Raw genomic sequence first — 17,687 nt, 5'->3', positions numbered from 1 at the left:
TGCCCAACCCGGCCCGATCGCCCGTACCCTACGGGCCAGGCCGGGCTGCTGACGCGGACACCACGGCCCAAGGCCGCGGGCGGCAGGCGATCGATGAGCAAGTGGAGCACGGTGGGACCCAGGTGAACCGGACGATCATGCTGCCGGCCTCGCTCGACGAGGCCGTCGACGCGCTGGCCGCCGCCCCGGCCGCGGTACCGGTGGCCGGAGCCACCGACCTCATGGAAGCCGTCAACGCAGGACGGCTGCGCCCCGCCGCCCTGGTCGGACTCGGCCGGATCACCGAACTGCGCGGCTGGCGCTACGAGGACGGCGGCACCGCCGTCCTCGGCGCCGGACTCACCCACGCCCGGATGGACCGCCCCGACTTCGCCGCGCTCATCCCCGCGCTCGCCGACGCCGCCCGCACCGCCGGCCCGCCGCAGGTCCGCAACGTCGGCACCCTCGGCGGCAACATCGTCACCGCCGCCCCGGCCGGCGACACCCTCCCGGTGCTCGCCGCACTGGAGGCCACCGTCACCCTCGCCCGGGCCGGCGCCAGCCGCGAGGTGCCGGTCAGTCACCTGCTCACCGGCCTCGACCCGGTGCGCCCCGGCGAACTGCTCACCTGGGTGCGCGTCCCGCTGCTGCACGCCCCGCAGGTCTTCCTCAAGGCCACCGGCCGCAGCGGCCCGGCCCGCGCCACCGCCTCGGTCGCCCTCGTCCTCGACCCGGCCCGGCGCTCGGTGCGCTGCGCCGTCGGCGCCGTCGCCCCGGTGCCGCTGCGCCCGCTGGAAGCCGAGGCCTGGGTGGCCGGCTGCATCGACTGGGACGGCAGCCGGGAGATCGACCCGGCCGCGAACGCCGCCTTCGGCGAGTACGTGGCCACCGCCTGCGTCCCCGACAACTACGGCGCCGAGGGCGCCTGGGAGGCCGTGACCGAGGGGCCGACCGCAGCGGCCGTTCGGCTGCGGCGTACCGTAGCGGTGCTGGCCCGACGGGCACTGGGAAGGGCGCTGAAGTGACCACAGACCCCATCGAGACCCTCGACGCCGACCCGCTCGGCCTCTCCCCGCAGGTCAGCCGCGAGCTGCGCCCGTGCGCCTCCTACACGCTGCGGGTCAACGGTTTCGAACGGCCCGTCACCGACGCCTGGATCGGCGAGAGCCTGCTCTACGTGCTGCGCGAGCGGCTCGGCCTGGCCGGCGCCAAGGACGGCTGTGAACAGGGTGAGTGCGGGGCCTGCTCGGTGCAGGTGGACGGCCAGCTGGTGGCCGGCTGCCTGGTGCCCGCCGCGCTGGCCGCCGACAGCGAGATCAACACCGTCGAGGGCCTGTCCGCCGCCGGCGGCGCGAGCGACGTCCAGCAGGCGCTGGCCGCCTCCGGCGCCGTGCAGTGCGGCTACTGCACGCCCGGCATGGCGATGGCGGTGCACGACCTGCTCCAGCGCAACCACCGGCCCACCGAGGTCGAGGCCCGGCAGGCGCTCTGCGGCAACCTCTGCCGCTGCACCGGCTACAAGGGCGTACTGGCCGCCGTCCAGACCGTCGCGGAGGCCCGCGCGGCGGTGGCCGAGGAGGCGGAGGAGGCCGCCGCTCCCGCTCCGGAGGCCGACGACCGGTCCGCCGAGGCGGCTGTGGCCGTCGAACCCGAGCCGGCCGTCGAGCTGCCGGTCTACACCGACGCCGACGCCTGGATCGAGCACGTCCCGCAGCAGCACGTCCCCCACCAGCAGGTCGAGCCGCAGCACGTCGAGCCGCAGCACCTCGAACCGCAGCACCTCGAACCGCAGCACGTCGAGGCCCACCCGGCCGCGCCGCAGCCCGTCGAGCAGCAGCCCGTCGAGCAGGCCCACGCCCCGACGCCGTACGGCGACCCGTCGGGCGGCTACGACACCGGCGTGTACGACACCACCGTCCCGGCCCCGCTCCAGGGCGGCATCCCCGCCCAGACCTCCGGCGACCAGGTCTACTACCCGCCGCAGGGCTACCCCGAGCAGCCGTACCAGGGCACCACCCCCGCCCACGGCACCTACCTGCCCTACCCGGACGGCCACCAGCAGCAGAACGGCTACGACACCGGGTACGACGCCCCGGTCTACGAGCCGACCCCCGCGCACGGCACCCCGCTGCCCGGCGCCGCCTTCGACGGCACGCCGCCGCACGGCACCCCGTACGCCGCCCAGCACCCGCACGGTGCCCCGGTCGAGGGCGGTGCCCCGGCCGGCGTCCCGTACGGTGCCACCCCTGCCCACGGCATCCGGCTCCCCGAGGACGACCACGCATCATGACGTCGCCTACCGACATCGGCGCAGCACTCCAGCAGGACGGCGGCGAGGGCGGCGCACCGGAGCCGTTCGGCCTGGGCAGCTCCCCGCTGCGCAGCGACGCGCTGCCCAAGGCGCTCGGCATCTACCCGTACGCGGCCGACCTGTGGGCCGAGGGGCTGCTGTGGGGCGCGGTGCTGCGCTCGCCGCACCCGCACGCCCGGATCCGCGGCATCGACACCTCGGCCGCGCTCGCGCTGCCCGGCGTGCACGCCGTGGTCACCGCCGCCGACCTGCCGCCCGGCCCGGACGGCACCCCCGACGGCGCCCCGGCCGGCCCGGTCGTCGCCGACCGGCCGGTGCTGGCCGCCGGCGTGGTGCGCCACCACGGCGAGCCGATCGCCGCGGTGGCCGCCGACCACCCGGACACCGCCCGGCTGGCGGTCGGTCTGATCACGGTCGACTACGAGCCCTTGGAGGCCGTGACCGACCCCGAGCAGGCCTTCACCGCGCCGCCGCTGCACCCGGACGGCAACCTCTTCCGCCACCTGCCGCTGCGCACCGGGGACTCCGAGGCGGTCGGCGAGATCGTCGTCGAGGGCCTCTACCAGGTCGGCCGGCAGGACCCGGCGCCGCTCGGCGCCGAGGCCGGCCTGGCCGTGCCGCGCCCGGACGGCGGCGTCGAGCTGCACCTGTCCTCCACCGACCCGCACGGCGACCGCGACCGCACCGCCGCCTGCCTCGGCCTGGAGCCCGACCGGGTCCGGCTGGTGGTCACCGGCGTGCCCGGCGCCACCACCGACCGCGAGGACATCTCCTTCCAGGTCACCCTGGCCCTGCTGGCGCTGCGCACCGGCCGCCCGGTGAAGATGACCCTCACCCGCGAGGAGTCCTTCCAGACCCACACCTCGCGCCACCCCGCGCTCCTGCGCTACCGCCACCACGCCGACGCCGAGGGCACGTTGGTGAAGGTCGAGGCGCAGATCCTGCTGGACGGCGGCGCCTACGCGGACGTCTCCGCCGAGGCGCTGGCCGCCGCGGCGGCCTTCTCGGCCGGCCCGTACGTCTGCCCCAACGTCTTCGTGGACGCCTGGGCGGTGCGCACCAACAACCCGCCGGCCGGGCGGATGCGCGGCGAGGGCGCGCTGCAGGCCTGCTTCGCGTACGAGTCGCAGCTGGACCAGCTGGCCGCCCGGGTGGGCGTGGACCCGGTGGAGATCCGCCGGCGCAACGCGATGTCCACCGGCGACCTGCTGCCCACCGGGCAGGCGGTCACCTGCCCGGCGCCGGTGCGCGCGCTGCTGGATGCCGTCGCGGACGAGCCGCTGCCGGCCCTGCCGGTGGACGACCCGGACGCCGAGTGGCTGCTGCCGGGTGGGCCCGGCGGCGCGGGCGACCCGGCGGCGGTGCGGCGCGGCATCGGCTACGCCGTCGGCATGGTGCACATGCTGGGCGCCGAGGGCGAGGACGAGGTGTCCACCGCGACCGTGCGGGTCAGCGGCGACCACGCCACGGTGATCTGCGCGGCCGTCGACGCCGGGCAGGGCTTCGCCACGCTGGCCCGGCAGATCGTGCAGACCGTGCTGGGAGTCAGCGAGGTCTACATCGCGCCGGCCGACAGCGACCAGTCGATCGCCGGGCCCTCCGCCCGCGGCCGGCACACCTGGGTCTCCGGCGGCGCCGTCGAGCGGGCCGCGCTGATGGTCCGCCACCAGCTGCTGCAGCCGATCGCGGCCAACTTCGGGATGTCGGCGGAGCTGCTGCAGATCGCCGACGGCAAGATCACCTCGTACGACGGGGTGCTCGGCATGCCGGTCGCCGAGGCGCTGGAGGGCAAGGAGCTCTGGGCCACCGCGCAGTGCCGCCCGCACCCCACCGAGCCGCTGGACGAGGCCGGGCAGGGCGACGCCTTCGTCTCCATCTCGTTCTGCGCGATGCGCGCGGTGGTGGATGTGGACATCGAGCTGGGCGCCGTGCGGGTGGTCGAGATGACGGTCGCCCAGGACGTCGGCCGGGCGCTGAACCCGCGGCAGATCGAGGACCGGATCGAGGCGGGCGTGGCCCAGGGCGTCGGCCTGGCACTGCTGGAGGACCTGCGCACCGAGGGCGGCGTGCTGCAGAACCCCTCGCTCACGGGCTACCGGCTGCCCACCGCGCTGGACACCCCGCAGGTGCGGATCGCCGCGCTGCTGGAGGAGCGCGACGTGGTCGCCCCCTTCGGTGCCAAGGCGGTCGGCGCGGCCCCCGCGGTGGTCGCCCCGGCGGCCGTCGCCGCGGCCGTCCGCGCCGCCACGGCCCTGCCGGTCGGCCGGCTGCCGATCCGGCCGGAGGACGCCGTCACGGCCTGAGTGGGGAAATGCGCAAAAGGAATTGCCGGTCGACTTTTCCGGGTCGACCGGCAATTCCTTTTTCATCGAGGCCGTGGCGGGAATTGAACCCGCGTACACCGCTTTGCAGACGGTCCCCTCAGCCACTCGGGCACACGGCCAGTGAATTCATGGTGGCGGATCCGGGGGAGGAGGGTCAACGAAGTTTTGTAAATTCTGTATGGCAATGTGTGCTACGGTCGAAGAGCGGTGGCGTTATTCACGCCACCCCGGACGAGCGCGTCGTACCCGGTGACGACAAGACGGCGCAGTTCAGCGGCAATCCGGCCGCTGTGGACTGCGGAGGTGCACCGTCGTGGCCTGGCTCGTTCTGATCGTCTCGGGTCTCCTGGAGACCGTCTGGGCGGTCGCCCTGGAATCGTCCAAGGGCTTCTCCCGCCTCGTTCCCACCCTCGTCTTCGGCGTCGCGCTGCTGTTCAGCATGGGCGGCCTGGCGTACGCGATGCGCACCATTCCGATCGGCACCGGGTACGCGGTCTGGGTCGGCATCGGCGCGGTCGGCACCGCGCTCTACGGGATGGCCGCCCTGGGGGACGCGGTGACCATGGCCCGGATCGCCTGCCTGCTGCTGATCGTCTCCGGCGTGGTCGGCCTCAAGGTGCTGCACTGACGTGGCACCGACGGGGACCTAGGCCCACGGGACCAGTCGGTCACCGACTCTGGTCAGGGGTCATCGCGGCGGACGGCTCTTACGATGTCACGTATGACCACTGCCTCCCCCACCTCGGTCGACCCCGTACCGATACCCCTCGACGACGACCCCGGCGGCGGGGTGCTCAGCGGCCGCTACCGCGCGCTGACGCTGGGGATCGTCTCGGTGGTCCTGGTGATCGCCTTCGAGGCGACGGCCGTCAACACCGCGATGCCGACGGCGGCCCGCCAACTGCACGGCCTCGGGCTGTACGCCTTCGCCTTCTCCGGCTACTTCACCACCACGCTGTTCGCCCTGGTCGTCTCCGGCCAGTGGTGCGACCGGCGCGGGCCGCTGCAGCCGCTGTTCACCGGGATCGGGGTGTTCGGCGTCGGCCTGCTGGTGGCCGGGACGGCGCCCGGGATGTGGGTGTTCGTGGCCGGCCGGGCGATCCAGGGCCTCGGCGGCGGGCTGGTGATCGTCGCGCTGTACGTGGTGGTCGGCCGGGCCTATCCGGAGCGGCTGCGGCCGTCGGTGTTCGCGGCCTTCTCCTCGGCCTGGGTGCTGCCCTCGATCGTGGGCCCGCTGGTCGCCGGGGCGGTCACCCAGCACCTCGGCTGGCGCTGGGTGTTCCTGGCCGTGCCGGTGCTGATCCTGCTGCCGCTGGCCGTGATGGGCCCGGCGCTGGCCCGCTCCGAGCGGGAGCACCCGGTGGCCAAGGGCGCGGACTTCGACCGCCGCCGCACCGTGCTGGCCGCGATGGCGGCGCTCGGTGCCGGGCTGCTGCAGTACGCGGGCCAGCGCCGCGACCTGATCGGGCTGCTTCCCGGGATCGCCGGGGCGGCGCTGCTGGCGCCGGCCGTCCTGGGGCTGCTGCCGAAGCGGACCCTGCGGGCGGGGCGTGGGCTGCCGACGGTGATCCTGCTGCGCGGGGTGGCCGCGGGGGCGTTCTTCGCGGCCGAGGCCTTCATCCCGCTGATGATGACCACCCAGCGCGGCCTGTCGCCGACGCTGGCCGGGCTCACCCTGACCAGCGGCGGGCTCTCCTGGGCGCTGGGTTCCTGGCTGCAGGGCCGGCCGGGGGCCGAGCGCTACCGCGAGGCGATGATCCGGGGCGGCTTCGTGCTGACCGCGGCGGCGATCGCGGGCGCCGCGCTGGTGCTGGTCCCGGGGGTGCCGGCCTGGGTGGCGGCGGTGGCCTGGGGGATCGGCGGCGTCGGGATGGGACTGGCCATCGCGAGCGTCAGCGTGCTGATGATGAAGCTGTCCGCGCCGGAGGACGCCGGGGCGAACTCGGCCGCGCTGCAGATGAGCGACGCGCTGGGCAATGTGCTGCTCACGGGCCTGGCCGGGGTGCTGTTCGCGGCGCTGGGCGGCGGAGCCCTGGCGGCCGGCCACGGACAGGCCGAAGGCGCCGGCTCGCCCGGCGCCTTTGCGGTGATCCTGCTGGTGATGGCCGGGGTCGCCCTGCTGGGAGCGCTGCTCTCCGGCCGGGTCCGTACCCGGTCCTGACGGTCAGCCGGCGGCTGTGGTGGCTGTGGTGGCTGTGGTGGCGGTGGTGGCGGTGCCGGCGGAGGAGGGGACGGGCGCCGCCGCCGGGGTGCCGAGGAAGGCCTCCCAGCCGCCCGTCGGGGACTGGCCCGGGGCGAGGGTCTGCAGCTTGCGCAGCACCGCCGGGTCCTGGGCGTCCAGCCAGTCGACCAGCTGGCGGAAGGAGACCAGCCGGACCTCCGACTTGCCCGCGACGGTCTTGAGGACGTCCTCGACGGCGTTCATGTAGATGCCGCCGTTCCACTCCTCGAAGTGGTTGCCGATGATGTACGGCGCCCGGTTGCCGTTGTAGGTGCGGTCGAAGCCCATCAGGTAGGCGTCGCGGGCCTGGGCCTGGAAGCCCGGGTGGAGCGCCGGGTCGGCCTTGGTGTTGGGGCCGCACTGGTTGTACATGATGTTGTAGTCCATCGAGAGCACCTGGAAGGTGTGCCCGGGGAAGGGGATGGACTGCAGCGGGAGGTCCCACAGCGCGCCGCCCTGGATCTTCTGCGGCCACACCTGGGTGCCGTTGCCGCTGCTGTCGTAGCGCCAGCCGCGCTTGACCGCGGTGGGCAGCAGGTTGCGCTGGCCCTCCAGGCAGGGGGTGCGGCTGCCGATCAGCTCCTTGCGGTAGTCGAAGGGCAGCGCGGGCAGGTCGGTGAAGCCGGTGTTGGTGCGCCAGTTCGTCACGAAGTCCATCGCCTGCTGGATCTCGCTGTCCCACTCCTCCGGGGACCACTTGCCGACGCCGGTGGCGCCGCAGAAGTGGCCGTTGAAGTGGGTGCCGATCTCGTGGCCCTCCAGCCAGGCCGCGTGCACGTTCTCCAGGGTGTCGCGGATGTGCCGGTCGCTGAGGTAGCCGATGTCGGAGGCGCCGACCTTGTGCTGCGGCGGGCGGTAGAGGTCCTTCTTGGACTCGGGCAGCAGGTAGAGGCCGCTGAGGAAGAAGGTCATCTTCGCGTCGTGATCCTGGGCCAGCCGGCGGAAGCGGGCGAACAGGCCGTTGTCGAGCTCGCCGGCGCCGTCCCAGGAGAAGACCACGAACTGGGGCGGGCGCTGCCCGGGCTGCAGCCGCTCGGGGACGGGCTGGCGCGGCTGGACGCCGGTGTCGGAGGTGGAGCCGTCGCCGATCAGGACGGCCTGCGGCTTGGGGGCCGGGGCCGGGGTGGGAGTGGCGCTCTGCCCGGCGTCCGCGCCACCGGTGGGCTTGGCGGAACCGGTCGCCCGCTCCCCGCCGGCGGCGTGGTTGCTGCCGCAGCCGGCCGCCAGGGTGGCGGCGGTGGCGGCGCCGGCCGCCAGCAGGGTGCGGCGGGAGAGAGCGTCCATGGTCACTCCGTTCGTGAGGCGGTCGGCAGCGTGCGGGAGTGCGGGGTCCGATCTGACATCCGGGGGATCGAACCCGTAACCGCGTCAGCATGGCATGCGGGCGGAAGTGGTCGAAGAGGCGCAGCGGATGGTCGTAACCGATCGCCCGAACGCCGCAACCGATCGCGGCCGTAGAACCGTCGCTGGCTCGTGTCGGGCGCGGTGCCCGCAGTGATCGCCGGCGGGAGGTATTCGTCGCGCTCCGCGACCGGCCGCGCACGTCGGGCAGGAAAGCGGCCGGCAGCCCTGCCGATCGGCGGGTGTCAGTATGACCATCGTATGGACGTGCTTTACAGTCCGATCCGGTTGAATTGTTCCCAGGAAACTCCCAGGAAGCGGGATTCCGTCGGCAGAGGGGAGCGCCCGTGGGCGTCCAGCAGAGCAGGAGCCCCTGGCCGGGCACCCTGGCGGCGGGAGCCGCGCTGGTGCTCGGTGCCTGGCTGCTGCACGGCGGCGGCTCGCCGGTGCTGCCGCCCGCCCCGGACGGCGTCCAGGCCCAGGCCGGCATCGCGCCGGTCTCCGTCGTCCCGCCGCTGGGGCCGTCCGCGCCGACCCGGATCCGCATCCCGGCCGTCCGCCTGGACGCCCCGGTCACCACGCTCGGGCTGGATTCCGAGGGCCACCTGCAGGCCCCGCCCGAGGCGGACCGTAACCTGGCGGGCTGGTACCGCGGTGGGGCCAGCCCCGGTCAGCGCGGCACCGCGATCCTCGCAGGGCACGTCGACAACAAGGCGGGTCCGGCCGTCTTCTATCATCTGGGCGCGCTCCGTCGGGGGGACCGGATCGAGATCGCCCGGGCGGACGGAGCCACCGCCGTCTACCAGCTGTACGCCATCGAAGTGCACGATCGAAAGGACTTCCCGGACGAACGGGTCTACCGTCAGGCCTCGGACGCGCAGCTGCGGGTGATCACCTGCGGTGGCGCGTACAGCGAGGAACACGGCTACGACGGCAACGTCGTCGCCTACGGTTTCCTGGCCGACACCACCCATCCGGGCATAGCCGCATGAGCACGCTCACCCTTGCCACCCGTTGGAATCCGATCGACTGGCCGCTCACCGAGGGCCCGATCCCGCACGCCGTGCTCGCGGCCGGCTGGGCGGCGCTGTTCGCGCTCGCCGTCGGCCGCGACCGGAGCTGGTGGCGGTTCCGCCTGCCCGCCGCGCTGGCCACCGCGGCCGCCCTCAGCCTGCTGCTCGACGTCGTGGTCGACGGCTGGTGGCACCCCTTCCCGGAAGGCACGCCCGAGTACGTCACCTGGTGGATAGCCATCGCCCTGCTCGGGTTCTGCCTGGTCGGCTACCGCATCCGCCGGCTCACCTGGCGGCGGCGCGGGATCGCGCTCGGCCTGAGCGGGCTGGTGCTGCTGATGGCCGCCTCCGAGGTCAACATCGGCTTCGGGCAGTACCCGAGCGGGCGCGTGATGCTGGCGCCGTGGCTGACCAAGACCAGCGGGCTGGTCCCCGCGAAGGTCGGGCAGACCGTGGCCGCCCCGCCGGACAAGGTGCTCGACGAGGTCTGGCAGGCCCCGGCGAACCTGCCCGACAAGGGCACCGTCTCGGTGGTGCCGATCCCCGGCCTCAGGTCGGGCTTCAAGGCCCGCGACGCCTACGTCTACCTCCCGCCCGCCTACCAGGCCACCCCGCGACCGCTGCTGCCGGTGGTCGTCATGCTCACCGGCCAGCCCGGGGCGCCGGGGGACTGGGTGCTCTCGGGGCAGATCAACGAGACGATGGACGCGTTCGCCGCGCAGCACAACGGCCTCGCGCCGATCGTGGTGATGCCCGACGAGCTCGGCTCGACCTGGTTCAACACGCTCTGCATGGACTCCAAGCTCGCCAAGATGCAGACCTACCTGGCGTCGGACGTTCCCGACTGGATCCACGAGAACCTGCAGACCGCCACCAGCCGGAAGAGCTGGGCGATCGGCGGCGCCTCGATGGGCGGCACCTGCGCGCTCCAGCTCGGCGTCAACGCGCCCGACGTGTACGGCACCGTCCTGGACATGTCCGGGCAGGACGAGCCGACCCTGGGCAACCGGGAGGGCACCATCAGGGCCGCGTTCGGCGGCGACGCGAAGAAGTTCGACGCGGTCGACCCGGTCCACGTGATGGCCCGCAGGAAGTTCCCGGACACCAGCGTCGCCCTCCTCGTCGGCGAGACCGACGACGAGTTCAGGCCGCAGATGGAGAAGATCTACCAGGCTGTTCAGGGGGCCGGGATGAAGGCGAAGTTCGAACTGATGCCGGGCGGCCACGGCTGGGTGGTCTTCCGCCCCGGCATCGTCCGGCAGATCCCGTGGATCGCCCAACAGACCGGGCTGACCCGGTGAGCGGGGCGGGCACCGCGGTCGCCGGCGAGCACGCGCAGACGTCCGAACGGGTCGTCGGCCAGCGGGGCGCGCGGCGCGACTCCGAGCGGGGCGCGGACCGCGCGCCGGTCACCCGGACGCCGGAGCCGCGCCCGCAGCGGGTGCGGCGGGCGGCCCGGGCGCTCGGCTCCCGGCTGCGCGCGGCGCCGCTGACGCTGGCGCTGCTGGCCGGGCTCTGGCTGGTCGGCGCGGCCACCGGCAGCCTGGGCAGCGGGCCGTCCGACCGGCTGCTGGAGCAGGCCGGGGTCGGCCTGCCCACGCTCGGCGAAGGCCACTGGTGGACGCCGGTCACCTCGATGGCCTGGTGCTCCGGCAGCGGCTCGTACGTGTTCACCAGCCTGCTGCTGCTCCTGGTCGGCCCGGCCGCCGAACACCGGCTCGGCCGCCTGCGCACCCTCGCGGTGCTGGTCGGCGGGCAGGTCGTCGGCACCCTGCTGGGCGCCGGGCTCATCGCGTTCGGCTCCTCGGCCGGGGAACAGTGGACCGCCTCGGTGGCCGACCAGATCTCGGTCGGCCCCGGCGTCGGCCTGTTCGCGCTGGCCGGGGTCCTCGGGTACCGGCTCACCGTGCTCTGGCGCCGCCGACTGCACCTGCTGGTGCTGCTCGTCCCGCTGGTCATGACGCTGTACGTCGGCCACCTGCAGAGCGTCCAGCGGTGCGCCGCCGCGCTGGCCGGGCTCGGCGTGGGCGCGCTGCTCAGCCGCGGCCGCCCGTACCTGCGCTCGCACCGCTCCTCGCACTCCGAGACCCGGGTGCTGGTCGCGCTCTGCCTGGTCGTCGCCGCCTTCGGGCCGCTGATCGCCTCGCTGTACGACAACGCCAGCGGACCGTTCAACGCCTTCTCCGAGCTGTACTTCTCCCACCGGCTCAGCCCGGACGAGGTCGCCGACTTCTGCTCGCTCTCGGCGCACGACTGCGCCCGCGCGCACGCCGTCGTCCGGATCTTCGACACCCCCGGCCGGCTGATGGCCGCCCTGTTCCCGGCCCTGCTGCTGGTGCTCGCCGAGGGGCTGCGCAGGGGACTGCGGTTCGCCTGGCTGGTCACCATCGCCACCGAACTGCTCTGGGTGGCGCTGCTGGGCTGGCTGTACCTGGACGCCGGGCCGGTCAGCCGGGACGTGGTCCAGTACTTCGTCGAGGCGATGCTGCTGCCACTGCTGACCACCGGCCTGCTGCTGGCCACCCACAAGCGGTTCCGGGTGCGGCTGTCCGGCCGGTCGGTGCGCCGACTGGCCCTGGTGCCGGGCTGCGCCGCGCTCCTCTCCTCGGCCGCGTACGTCGGGCTCGGACGGCTGGTGGCCGACCAGTTCGAGCCGGGGGCGAACGTCCGCCGACTGCTGCACGGGCTGCCGGCGCAGTTCCTGCCGCCCGCGTACAACGACCTGACACCGGACTACCCGATCGCGGTCGGATCGGTGGCGCGCTTCCTGGAGACGTACTGCGGGCTGGCGTTCTGGGTGGTGGCGCTGGTCGCGCTGCTGTCGGCCTTCCGCCGGCCGGTGCTGCACACCGACGCGGAGGCGGCGGCCCGGGCCAGGGCGCTGCTGACCGAGCACGGCGGCGGGACGCTGTCCTTCATCACCACCTGGGACGGCAACCACTACTGGTTCGACGAGCAGGGCCGGGCGGGCGTCGCCTACCGGGTGATCGGCACCATCGCGCTGACCACCGGCGACCCGTTCGGCGCGCCGGAGAACCGGGCCGGGGCGGTGGCCGGCTTCGCCCGGTACTGCGACGCGCGCGGCTGGACGCCGTGCTTCTACAGCGTCTACGGGCAGACCAGGGACGCCGCCGCGCAGCTCGGCTGGCGCTCGGTGCAGGTCGCCGAGGACACCGTGGTCCCGCTGCCCGAGCTGGCCTTCACCGGCCGCAAGTGGCAGGACATCCGCACCGCCCTCAACAAGGCCGGCAAGCAGGGCATCACCGCGGAGTGGTGGGCGTACCACGAGGCGCCGCTCGCCCTGCGGGAGCAGATCCGGGCGATCTCCGAGGAGTGGGTCTCCGAGAAGGGCCTGCCGGAGATGGGCTTCACGCTCGGCGGGCTGGAGGAGCTGGACGACCCGGACGTCCGGGTGCTGGTCGCGGTGGACGAGCAGCGGGTGGTGCACGGGCTGACCAGCTGGATGCCGGTGTACGAGAACGGCGTGCCGGTCGGCTGGACGCTGGACTTCATGCGCCGGCGCTCGGACGGCTTCCGCGGTGTCAGCGAGTTCCTGATCGCCTCGGCCGCGCTCGGCTTCAAGGAGGAGGGCGCCCGCTTCCTGTCGCTGTCGGGCGCGCCGCTGGCCCGCACCGGGCAGGACGAGGGGCCCACCGGGCTGCAGCGGATGCTGGACTGGATGGGCAAGGCGCTGGAGCCGGTGTACGGCTTCCGCTCGCTGCTCGCGTTCAAGGCGAAGTTCCAGCCGGAGTACCGGCCGATGTACATGGCCTACCCCGACCCGGCCGCGCTGCCCGGCATCACGAGGGCGATCGGCAAGGCGTACCTGCCGCACCTGACGGCGGCGCAGGGCGTCCGGCTGATGCGCAAGCTGTCGGGCTGAGGGAGGGGCGAGCAGGCGACTGGGTGGGCGAGTGGCAGGCGGGCGAGAGGCGGCCCGGAAGCGCGGGGGGCGCTCCCGGACGCCGGCTCGCCCGTCAGCCGAGCAACTGGGCGAGGGCGCGGTCGGCGTCCAGGTGCAGGTGCTCCTCGCCCTCGGGGACGAGCAGCCGGCTGCGCCACAGGAAGCGGCGCAGGTCGCCGGTGTCGAACCGGAGCAGCGCGGTGCCCTCCGGGGCCCGCAGCTCGACCATGGTGCGGCGGCCGAGCGCGGGCCGGACGTGGACGTCGCCGACGCCGGCCGGCAGCTCGATGCCGGACGAGAGCAGCCGGCGGGCGAAGACCCAGACGATGTCCTCGGCGCTCTGGCCCTCCTCGGCCTCGTCCAGCGAGAACTCGGCCGGGAAGGCCATCCGTACGGCCAGCGGGTCCTCCGGCAGGTAGGACAGCACGACCCGCAGCCGGGCGGAGCGGTGGGGGGAGAGGATCAGGCGGGCCTGGACGGTCTCTTCGACGGTGCGCACGGGCGGTCCCTTCGGTTCGGTGCGAGGCCGCGCTGGGGGCAGGGGGTCGGTGCGGCCTCACCCTGGTGAGAGTCCTGGTGACCGCCGTGATTACCGGGTTTCGAGAGCGATCGGACGTGAGCCGCGTCACATCGATTTCCGGCCGCGCGAGCCGGGCGCGAGGCCTCGCCTGGAGGCCCGAACGGCGCCGGACCGGTAGGCTGGGCGGGTTGTCCGATCGCCGCCCGACCGCGGGGCGGGGCCGCAAAACCGCCCCTGACCTGCGATGATCCCCCTCGGAGACCGTGAGTACTGCCGCCGCCTCCTCGATGCCGCTGTTCTCCGACACGTCGGAGCCGCAGGAGCCCGTCCGGGCCGTCGGCCATGCCGCGCCCGTCGGCTCGCACCACCTGTCGCCGGCCTTCCCCGGCCGTGCCCCCTGGGGCACCGCGGGCAAGCTGCGGGCCTGGCAGCAGGGCGCGCTGGACAAGTACATCGAGTCGCAGCCGCGTGACTTCCTCGCGGTCGCCACCCCGGGCGCAGGAAAGACCACCTTCGCGCTCACCCTTGCCTCGTACCTGCTGCACAACCACCTGGTGCAGCAGGTGACCGTGGTCGCGCCGACCGAGCACCTGAAGAAGCAGTGGGCCGAGGCCGCCGCGCGGATAGGCATCAAGCTGGACCCAGGGTACTCCTCCGGGCCGCTGTCCCGGGAGTACCACGGCATCGTGGTCACCTACGCGGGCGTCGGGGTCAACCCGATGCTGCACCGCAACCGCACCGAGGCCCGCAAGACCCTCGTGATCATGGACGAGATCCACCACGCCGGTGACTCCAAGTCCTGGGGCGAGGCCTGCTTCGAGGCCTTCGAGCCGGCCGCCCGCCGACTGGCGCTGACCGGTACGCCGTTCCGCTCGGACACCAACCCGATCCCCTTCGTCCAGTACGAAGCGGGCGGCGACGGCATCCGCAAGTCCGTCGCCGACTACACCTACGGCTACGGACACGCCCTCGCCGACCATGTCGTCCGCCCGGTGATCTTCCTCAGCTACAGCGGCAACATGCGCTGGCGCACCAAGGCCGGCGACGAGTTGGAGGCCCGGCTCGGCGAGCCGATGACCAAGGACCTGATCGCCCAGGCCTGGCGCACCGCGCTGTCCCCGCAGGGCGAGTGGATCCCGGCCGTGCTCCAGGCCGCCGACCGGCGGCTGAGCGAGGTCCGCAAGGCGATCCCGGACGCCGGCGGGCTGGTGATCGCCACCGACCAGACCGTGGCCCGCGCGTACGCCAAGATGCTGCGCGAGATCAGCGGCGAGAAGGTCGCCCTGGTGCTCTCCGACGAGACCGAGGCGTCCCAGCGGATCTCCGACTTCTCGGCCGGGACCTCCCGCTGGATGGTCGCGGTCCGTATGGTGTCCGAGGGCGTCGACGTGCCCCGGCTGGCCGTCGGGGTGTACGCGACCTCGATCTCCACCCCGCTGTTCTTCGCCCAGGCCGTCGGCCGCTTCGTGCGCGCCCGCAAGCGCGGCGAGACCGCCTCGGTGTTCCTGCCGACCATCCCGATGCTGCTGGGCTTCGCCAACGAGATGGAGGTCCAGCGCGACCACGTGCTGGACCGGCCGAAGAAGGAGGGCGAGGGCCTCTTCGACGAGGAGGACCGGCTGCTCGCCGAGGCCGAACGAGCCAACGACGGGCCGGACGGCGCGGGCGGCGAGGAGTTCTCCTACGAGGCGCTGGGCTCCGACGCGGTCTTCGACCGGGTGCTGTACAACGCCATGGAGTTCGGCATGCAGGCCCACCCGGGGAGCGAGGAGGAGGAGGACTACCTCGGCATCCCGGGCCTGCTGGAGCCGGACCAGGTGCAGATGCTGCTGCAGAAGCGCCAGCACCGGCAGATCCAGCGCAGCAAGACCAAGCCCGCCGAGGAGGCCGACCTGCTGGAGCTGCCGGCCGAGCAGCGGCCGGTCGTCACCCACCAGGAGCTCCGCGAGCTGCGCAAGGAGCTGAACGCGCTGGTGGCCGCCTGGCACCACCGCACCAGCCAGCCGCACGGCACCATCCACAACGAGCTGCGCCGCCAGTGCGGCGGGCCGCTCACCGCGCAGGCCACCGCCAACCAGCTCACGGCGCGGATCGCCAAGATCCGGGAGTGGGCGAAGTAACGGTTCGGCGGGAGCGCGCGGTTCGACCCTGCGGTCCGCCCCTGTGGTCCGACTCTGTGGTCCGTGTCCGGGAGTGTCCGGACTTCGGACCTGAGTCGAACGCATGCCCTGATCTGCCCGGAGAATTGGGGGCGTTTGTCCGGAATCTGCGGCGATGTTGAAGTCGATCACGCCCGAATTTTGGACAACCACTTCCGCCGCGACATTTCCTTCACTACCTTTCCCCCACGCTCTTCCGCCGGGCAACCCCCCCGCGGGACGGCGTCGCAGGACCGTACCGGCGTCAAGGACGACACCGCGTACGGCCCGAGCGCGGCCACCCCCACCTGCGCGCGACACCGACCCCCGGCCGGCGCCGCCCGCCCCGCGAGCGCCGCGGAAAGGATTGCCCGTCGTGACAGCCGAGACCTCCCAGACCCTGGACCGAGGCGTCCGGGTCCTCAAACTCCTCGCCGACTCCGAGCGGGGGCTCACCGTCACCGAACTCGCCGCCCGGCTGGCCGTCAACCGCACCGTCGTCTACCGGCTGCTGGCCACCCTGGAGCAGCACGGCCTGGTCCGCCGGGACATCGGCGGACGCGCCCGGGTCGGCCTCGGCGTGCTGAGGCTCGCGCACCGGGTGCACCCGCTGCTGCGCGAGGCCGCGCTGCCGGCCCTGCGCAGCCTCGCCGAGGACCTCGGCGCCACCGCCCACCTGACCCTGGTGGACGGCAACGAGGCGCTGGCCGTCGCCGTGGTCGAGCCGAGCTGGACCGACTTCCACGTCGCCTACCGGACCGGCCTGCGCCACCCGCTCACCGAGAGCGCGGCCGGACGGGCGATCCTGGAGGCCCGCACCTTCCCCAGCCAGCGGCGGCCCGAGCAGGGCTTCGTCATCACCCGCGCGGAGGAGCAGTCCGGGGCGTGCGGGGCGGCCGCCGCGCTGCTCGGACTGAGCGGCATCGAGGGCAGCGTCGGCGTGGTGATGCTCAACGGCATGGTGCCCGAGCGGGTCGGGCCCCGGGTGGTGGAGGCGGCGACCGAGGTGGCCGACGCCCTGAGGTAGCGCCCCCGCCCCGAGCGCCCCGAGGTAGCGCCCCCGCTCCCGATCGCCCCGAGGCGAGCGGGCGCACCACGGCGGGGCGTCGGGTGTGTTTGGATTCCCCTTGTGTCCGACACCAAGCTCTCCAAGGCCCTCACCGCCCCGCGGACCCGCGCGCTCGCGCTGTGCGGAGCGCTGGTCACCGCGCTGTTCGGCGTGGCCGCCTTCGTCCCGCTGCCGTACACCGTCACCTGGCCGGGCCTGACCGCGGACACCCTGGGCAGCTACCAGGACAAGCCGGTGCTCACCATCACCGGGGCACCACTGCGCACCACCGAGGGCGAGCTGCGGATGGTCACCATCACGGCGACCAACCCGGACCAGCGCAACACCTTCCTGCGGTCCATGCAGGCCTGGTTCAATCCGAAGGAGGCGGTCCGCCCGACCGACACGGTCTACCCGCAGGGCAACCCGGCCAAGGCCGAGGAGGTCACGGCCCAGCAGATGGCCGAGTCGCAGGACAGCGCCACCGCGGCCGCGCTGAGCTACCTCCACCTGTCGCCGGACCAGGTGAAGGTCAAGGTCGACCTGGGCGACGTCGGCGGCCCGAGCGCCGGCCAGATGCTGGCGCTGGGCATCGTCGACAAGCTCGCCGGCGACGGCCAGGGCGGCGACCTCACCGGCGGGCGCACGATCGCGGGCACCGGCACCATCGACAAGGACGGCACGGTCGGCCCGGTCGGCGGCGTCCCGCTGAAGACGCAGGCGGCCGCCCGGGACGGCGCGACGGTGTTCCTGCTCCCCAGGGACGAGTGCACGGACGCCAAGGTGAACACGCCGGCGTCGCTGCGACTGGTGCCGGTCGGCACGCTCGGCGAGGCGGTCTCGGTGCTGCAGGCACTCAAGAGCGGCGGCAGCGTCCCCGCCTGCTGA

At 73.7% G+C, this 17,687-nt stretch carries 12 protein-coding genes, 1 tRNA gene, 1 pseudogene and 1 riboswitch; of the genes and pseudogenes, 11 read left to right on the top strand and 3 right to left on the bottom strand.

The window, feature by feature from the left end; translation table 11 throughout:
* The first annotated feature begins 137 nt into the window (after positions 1-137).
* The 3 genes and pseudogenes from ACZ52R_RS18555 (at position 138) to ACZ52R_RS18545 (ending at position 4,593) form a co-directional block, all read left to right on the top strand.
* Positions 138-1,004, top strand: a complete 867-nt coding sequence (locus ACZ52R_RS18555; RefSeq protein WP_360497233.1) for an FAD binding domain-containing protein — start codon at positions 138-140, stop codon at positions 1,002-1,004.
* 71 nt (positions 1,005-1,075) lie between these two features.
* A pseudogene (locus ACZ52R_RS18550) lies at positions 1,076-1,582 on the top strand ((2Fe-2S)-binding protein); the annotation flags it as partial.
* A 683-nt stretch (positions 1,583-2,265) separates the two neighbouring features.
* A complete protein-coding gene (locus ACZ52R_RS18545) occupies positions 2,266-4,593 on the top strand; it encodes a xanthine dehydrogenase family protein molybdopterin-binding subunit (protein WP_360496789.1) in 2,328 nt (775 codons plus the stop codon).
* 68 nt (positions 4,594-4,661) lie between these two features.
* Here ACZ52R_RS18545 and ACZ52R_RS18540 read toward each other — a convergent pair.
* Positions 4,662-4,733, bottom strand: a tRNA-Cys gene (locus ACZ52R_RS18540).
* An 85-nt stretch (positions 4,734-4,818) separates the two neighbouring features.
* A riboswitch (guanidine-III (ykkC-III) riboswitch) is annotated at positions 4,819-4,884 on the top strand.
* Between the two features lie 43 nt (positions 4,885-4,927).
* Here ACZ52R_RS18540 and ACZ52R_RS18535 point away from each other — a divergent pair.
* Positions 4,928-5,242, top strand: coding sequence for a DMT family transporter (locus ACZ52R_RS18535; RefSeq protein ID WP_360496791.1), 315 nt, complete (start codon positions 4,928-4,930; stop codon positions 5,240-5,242).
* A 93-nt stretch (positions 5,243-5,335) separates the two neighbouring features.
* A complete protein-coding gene (locus ACZ52R_RS18530) occupies positions 5,336-6,775 on the top strand; it encodes an MFS transporter (RefSeq protein ID WP_465620347.1) in 1,440 nt (479 codons plus the stop codon).
* A gap of 3 nt (positions 6,776-6,778) precedes the next feature.
* Here ACZ52R_RS18530 and ACZ52R_RS18525 read toward each other — a convergent pair whose 3' ends face one another.
* Positions 6,779-8,119, bottom strand: coding sequence for a polysaccharide deacetylase family protein (locus tag ACZ52R_RS18525; RefSeq protein WP_465753747.1), 1,341 nt, complete (start codon positions 8,117-8,119; stop codon positions 6,779-6,781).
* 404 nt (positions 8,120-8,523) lie between these two features.
* Between ACZ52R_RS18525 and ACZ52R_RS18520 the strand changes: the two genes are divergently transcribed.
* From ACZ52R_RS18520 to ACZ52R_RS18510, 3 genes are read left to right on the top strand one after another with little or no spacing between them, the layout of a single operon-like run.
* Positions 8,524-9,168: a class F sortase gene (locus ACZ52R_RS18520; protein ID WP_465753746.1), complete on the top strand. Its 645-nt coding sequence runs from the start codon at positions 8,524-8,526 to the stop codon at positions 9,166-9,168.
* Positions 9,165-10,490 (top strand): alpha/beta hydrolase, encoded by a 1,326-nt coding sequence (locus ACZ52R_RS18515; RefSeq protein ID WP_465620351.1) that lies wholly within the window; start codon positions 9,165-9,167, stop codon positions 10,488-10,490. The genes ACZ52R_RS18520 and ACZ52R_RS18515 overlap by 4 nt, the downstream gene beginning before the upstream one ends.
* Entirely contained in the window at positions 10,487-13,072 is a 2,586-nt protein-coding gene (locus tag ACZ52R_RS18510; protein ID WP_465620353.1) for a bifunctional lysylphosphatidylglycerol flippase/synthetase MprF, read from the top strand. The genes ACZ52R_RS18515 and ACZ52R_RS18510 overlap by 4 nt, the downstream gene beginning before the upstream one ends.
* Before the next feature lie 94 nt (positions 13,073-13,166).
* On the opposite strand, the gene ACZ52R_RS18505 is transcribed toward ACZ52R_RS18510, so the two are convergent.
* Positions 13,167-13,592 (bottom strand): SsgA family sporulation/cell division regulator, encoded by a 426-nt coding sequence (locus tag ACZ52R_RS18505; RefSeq protein ID WP_465620355.1) that lies wholly within the window; start codon positions 13,590-13,592, stop codon positions 13,167-13,169.
* Between the two features lie 308 nt (positions 13,593-13,900).
* On the opposite strand from ACZ52R_RS18505, the gene ACZ52R_RS18500 reads away from it, so the two are divergent.
* The 3 genes from ACZ52R_RS18500 (at position 13,901) to ACZ52R_RS18490 (ending at position 17,687) form a co-directional block, all read left to right on the top strand.
* On the top strand, positions 13,901-15,733 hold the full coding sequence (locus ACZ52R_RS18500) for a DEAD/DEAH box helicase (protein ID WP_396288879.1): 1,833 nt from the start codon (positions 13,901-13,903) through the stop codon (positions 15,731-15,733).
* A 394-nt stretch (positions 15,734-16,127) separates the two neighbouring features.
* Positions 16,128-16,778 carry an IclR family transcriptional regulator gene (locus ACZ52R_RS18495; RefSeq protein WP_355671840.1) on the top strand — a complete coding sequence of 217 codons (651 nt, stop codon included), beginning with the start codon at positions 16,128-16,130 and terminating at the stop codon, positions 16,776-16,778.
* A gap of 102 nt (positions 16,779-16,880) precedes the next feature.
* Positions 16,881-17,687 carry a S16 family serine protease gene (locus ACZ52R_RS18490; RefSeq protein WP_465620357.1) on the top strand — a complete coding sequence of 269 codons (807 nt, stop codon included), beginning with the start codon at positions 16,881-16,883 and terminating at the stop codon, positions 17,685-17,687.

Source organism: Kitasatospora sp. NPDC034023 (assembly GCF_055575795.1).
The sequence above is the reverse complement of the archived record's forward strand: the minus strand, read 5'-3'. Positions and strand labels throughout refer to the sequence as shown.

Coding starts and splice junctions, on each gene's coding strand:
- ACZ52R_RS18500 (WP_396288879.1), top strand. CDS start 13,901: ATGCCGCTGTTCTCCGACACGTCGGAGCCGCAGGAGCCCGTCCGGGCC.
- ACZ52R_RS18555 (WP_360497233.1), top strand. CDS start 138: ATGCTGCCGGCCTCGCTCGACGAGGCCGTCGACGCGCTGGCCGCCGCC.
- ACZ52R_RS18515 (WP_465620351.1), top strand. CDS start 9,165: ATGAGCACGCTCACCCTTGCCACCCGTTGGAATCCGATCGACTGGCCG.
- ACZ52R_RS18530 (WP_465620347.1), top strand. CDS start 5,336: ATGACCACTGCCTCCCCCACCTCGGTCGACCCCGTACCGATACCCCTC.
- ACZ52R_RS18525 (WP_465753747.1), bottom strand. CDS start 8,119: ATGGACGCTCTCTCCCGCCGCACCCTGCTGGCGGCCGGCGCCGCCACC.
- ACZ52R_RS18545 (WP_360496789.1), top strand. CDS start 2,266: ATGACGTCGCCTACCGACATCGGCGCAGCACTCCAGCAGGACGGCGGC.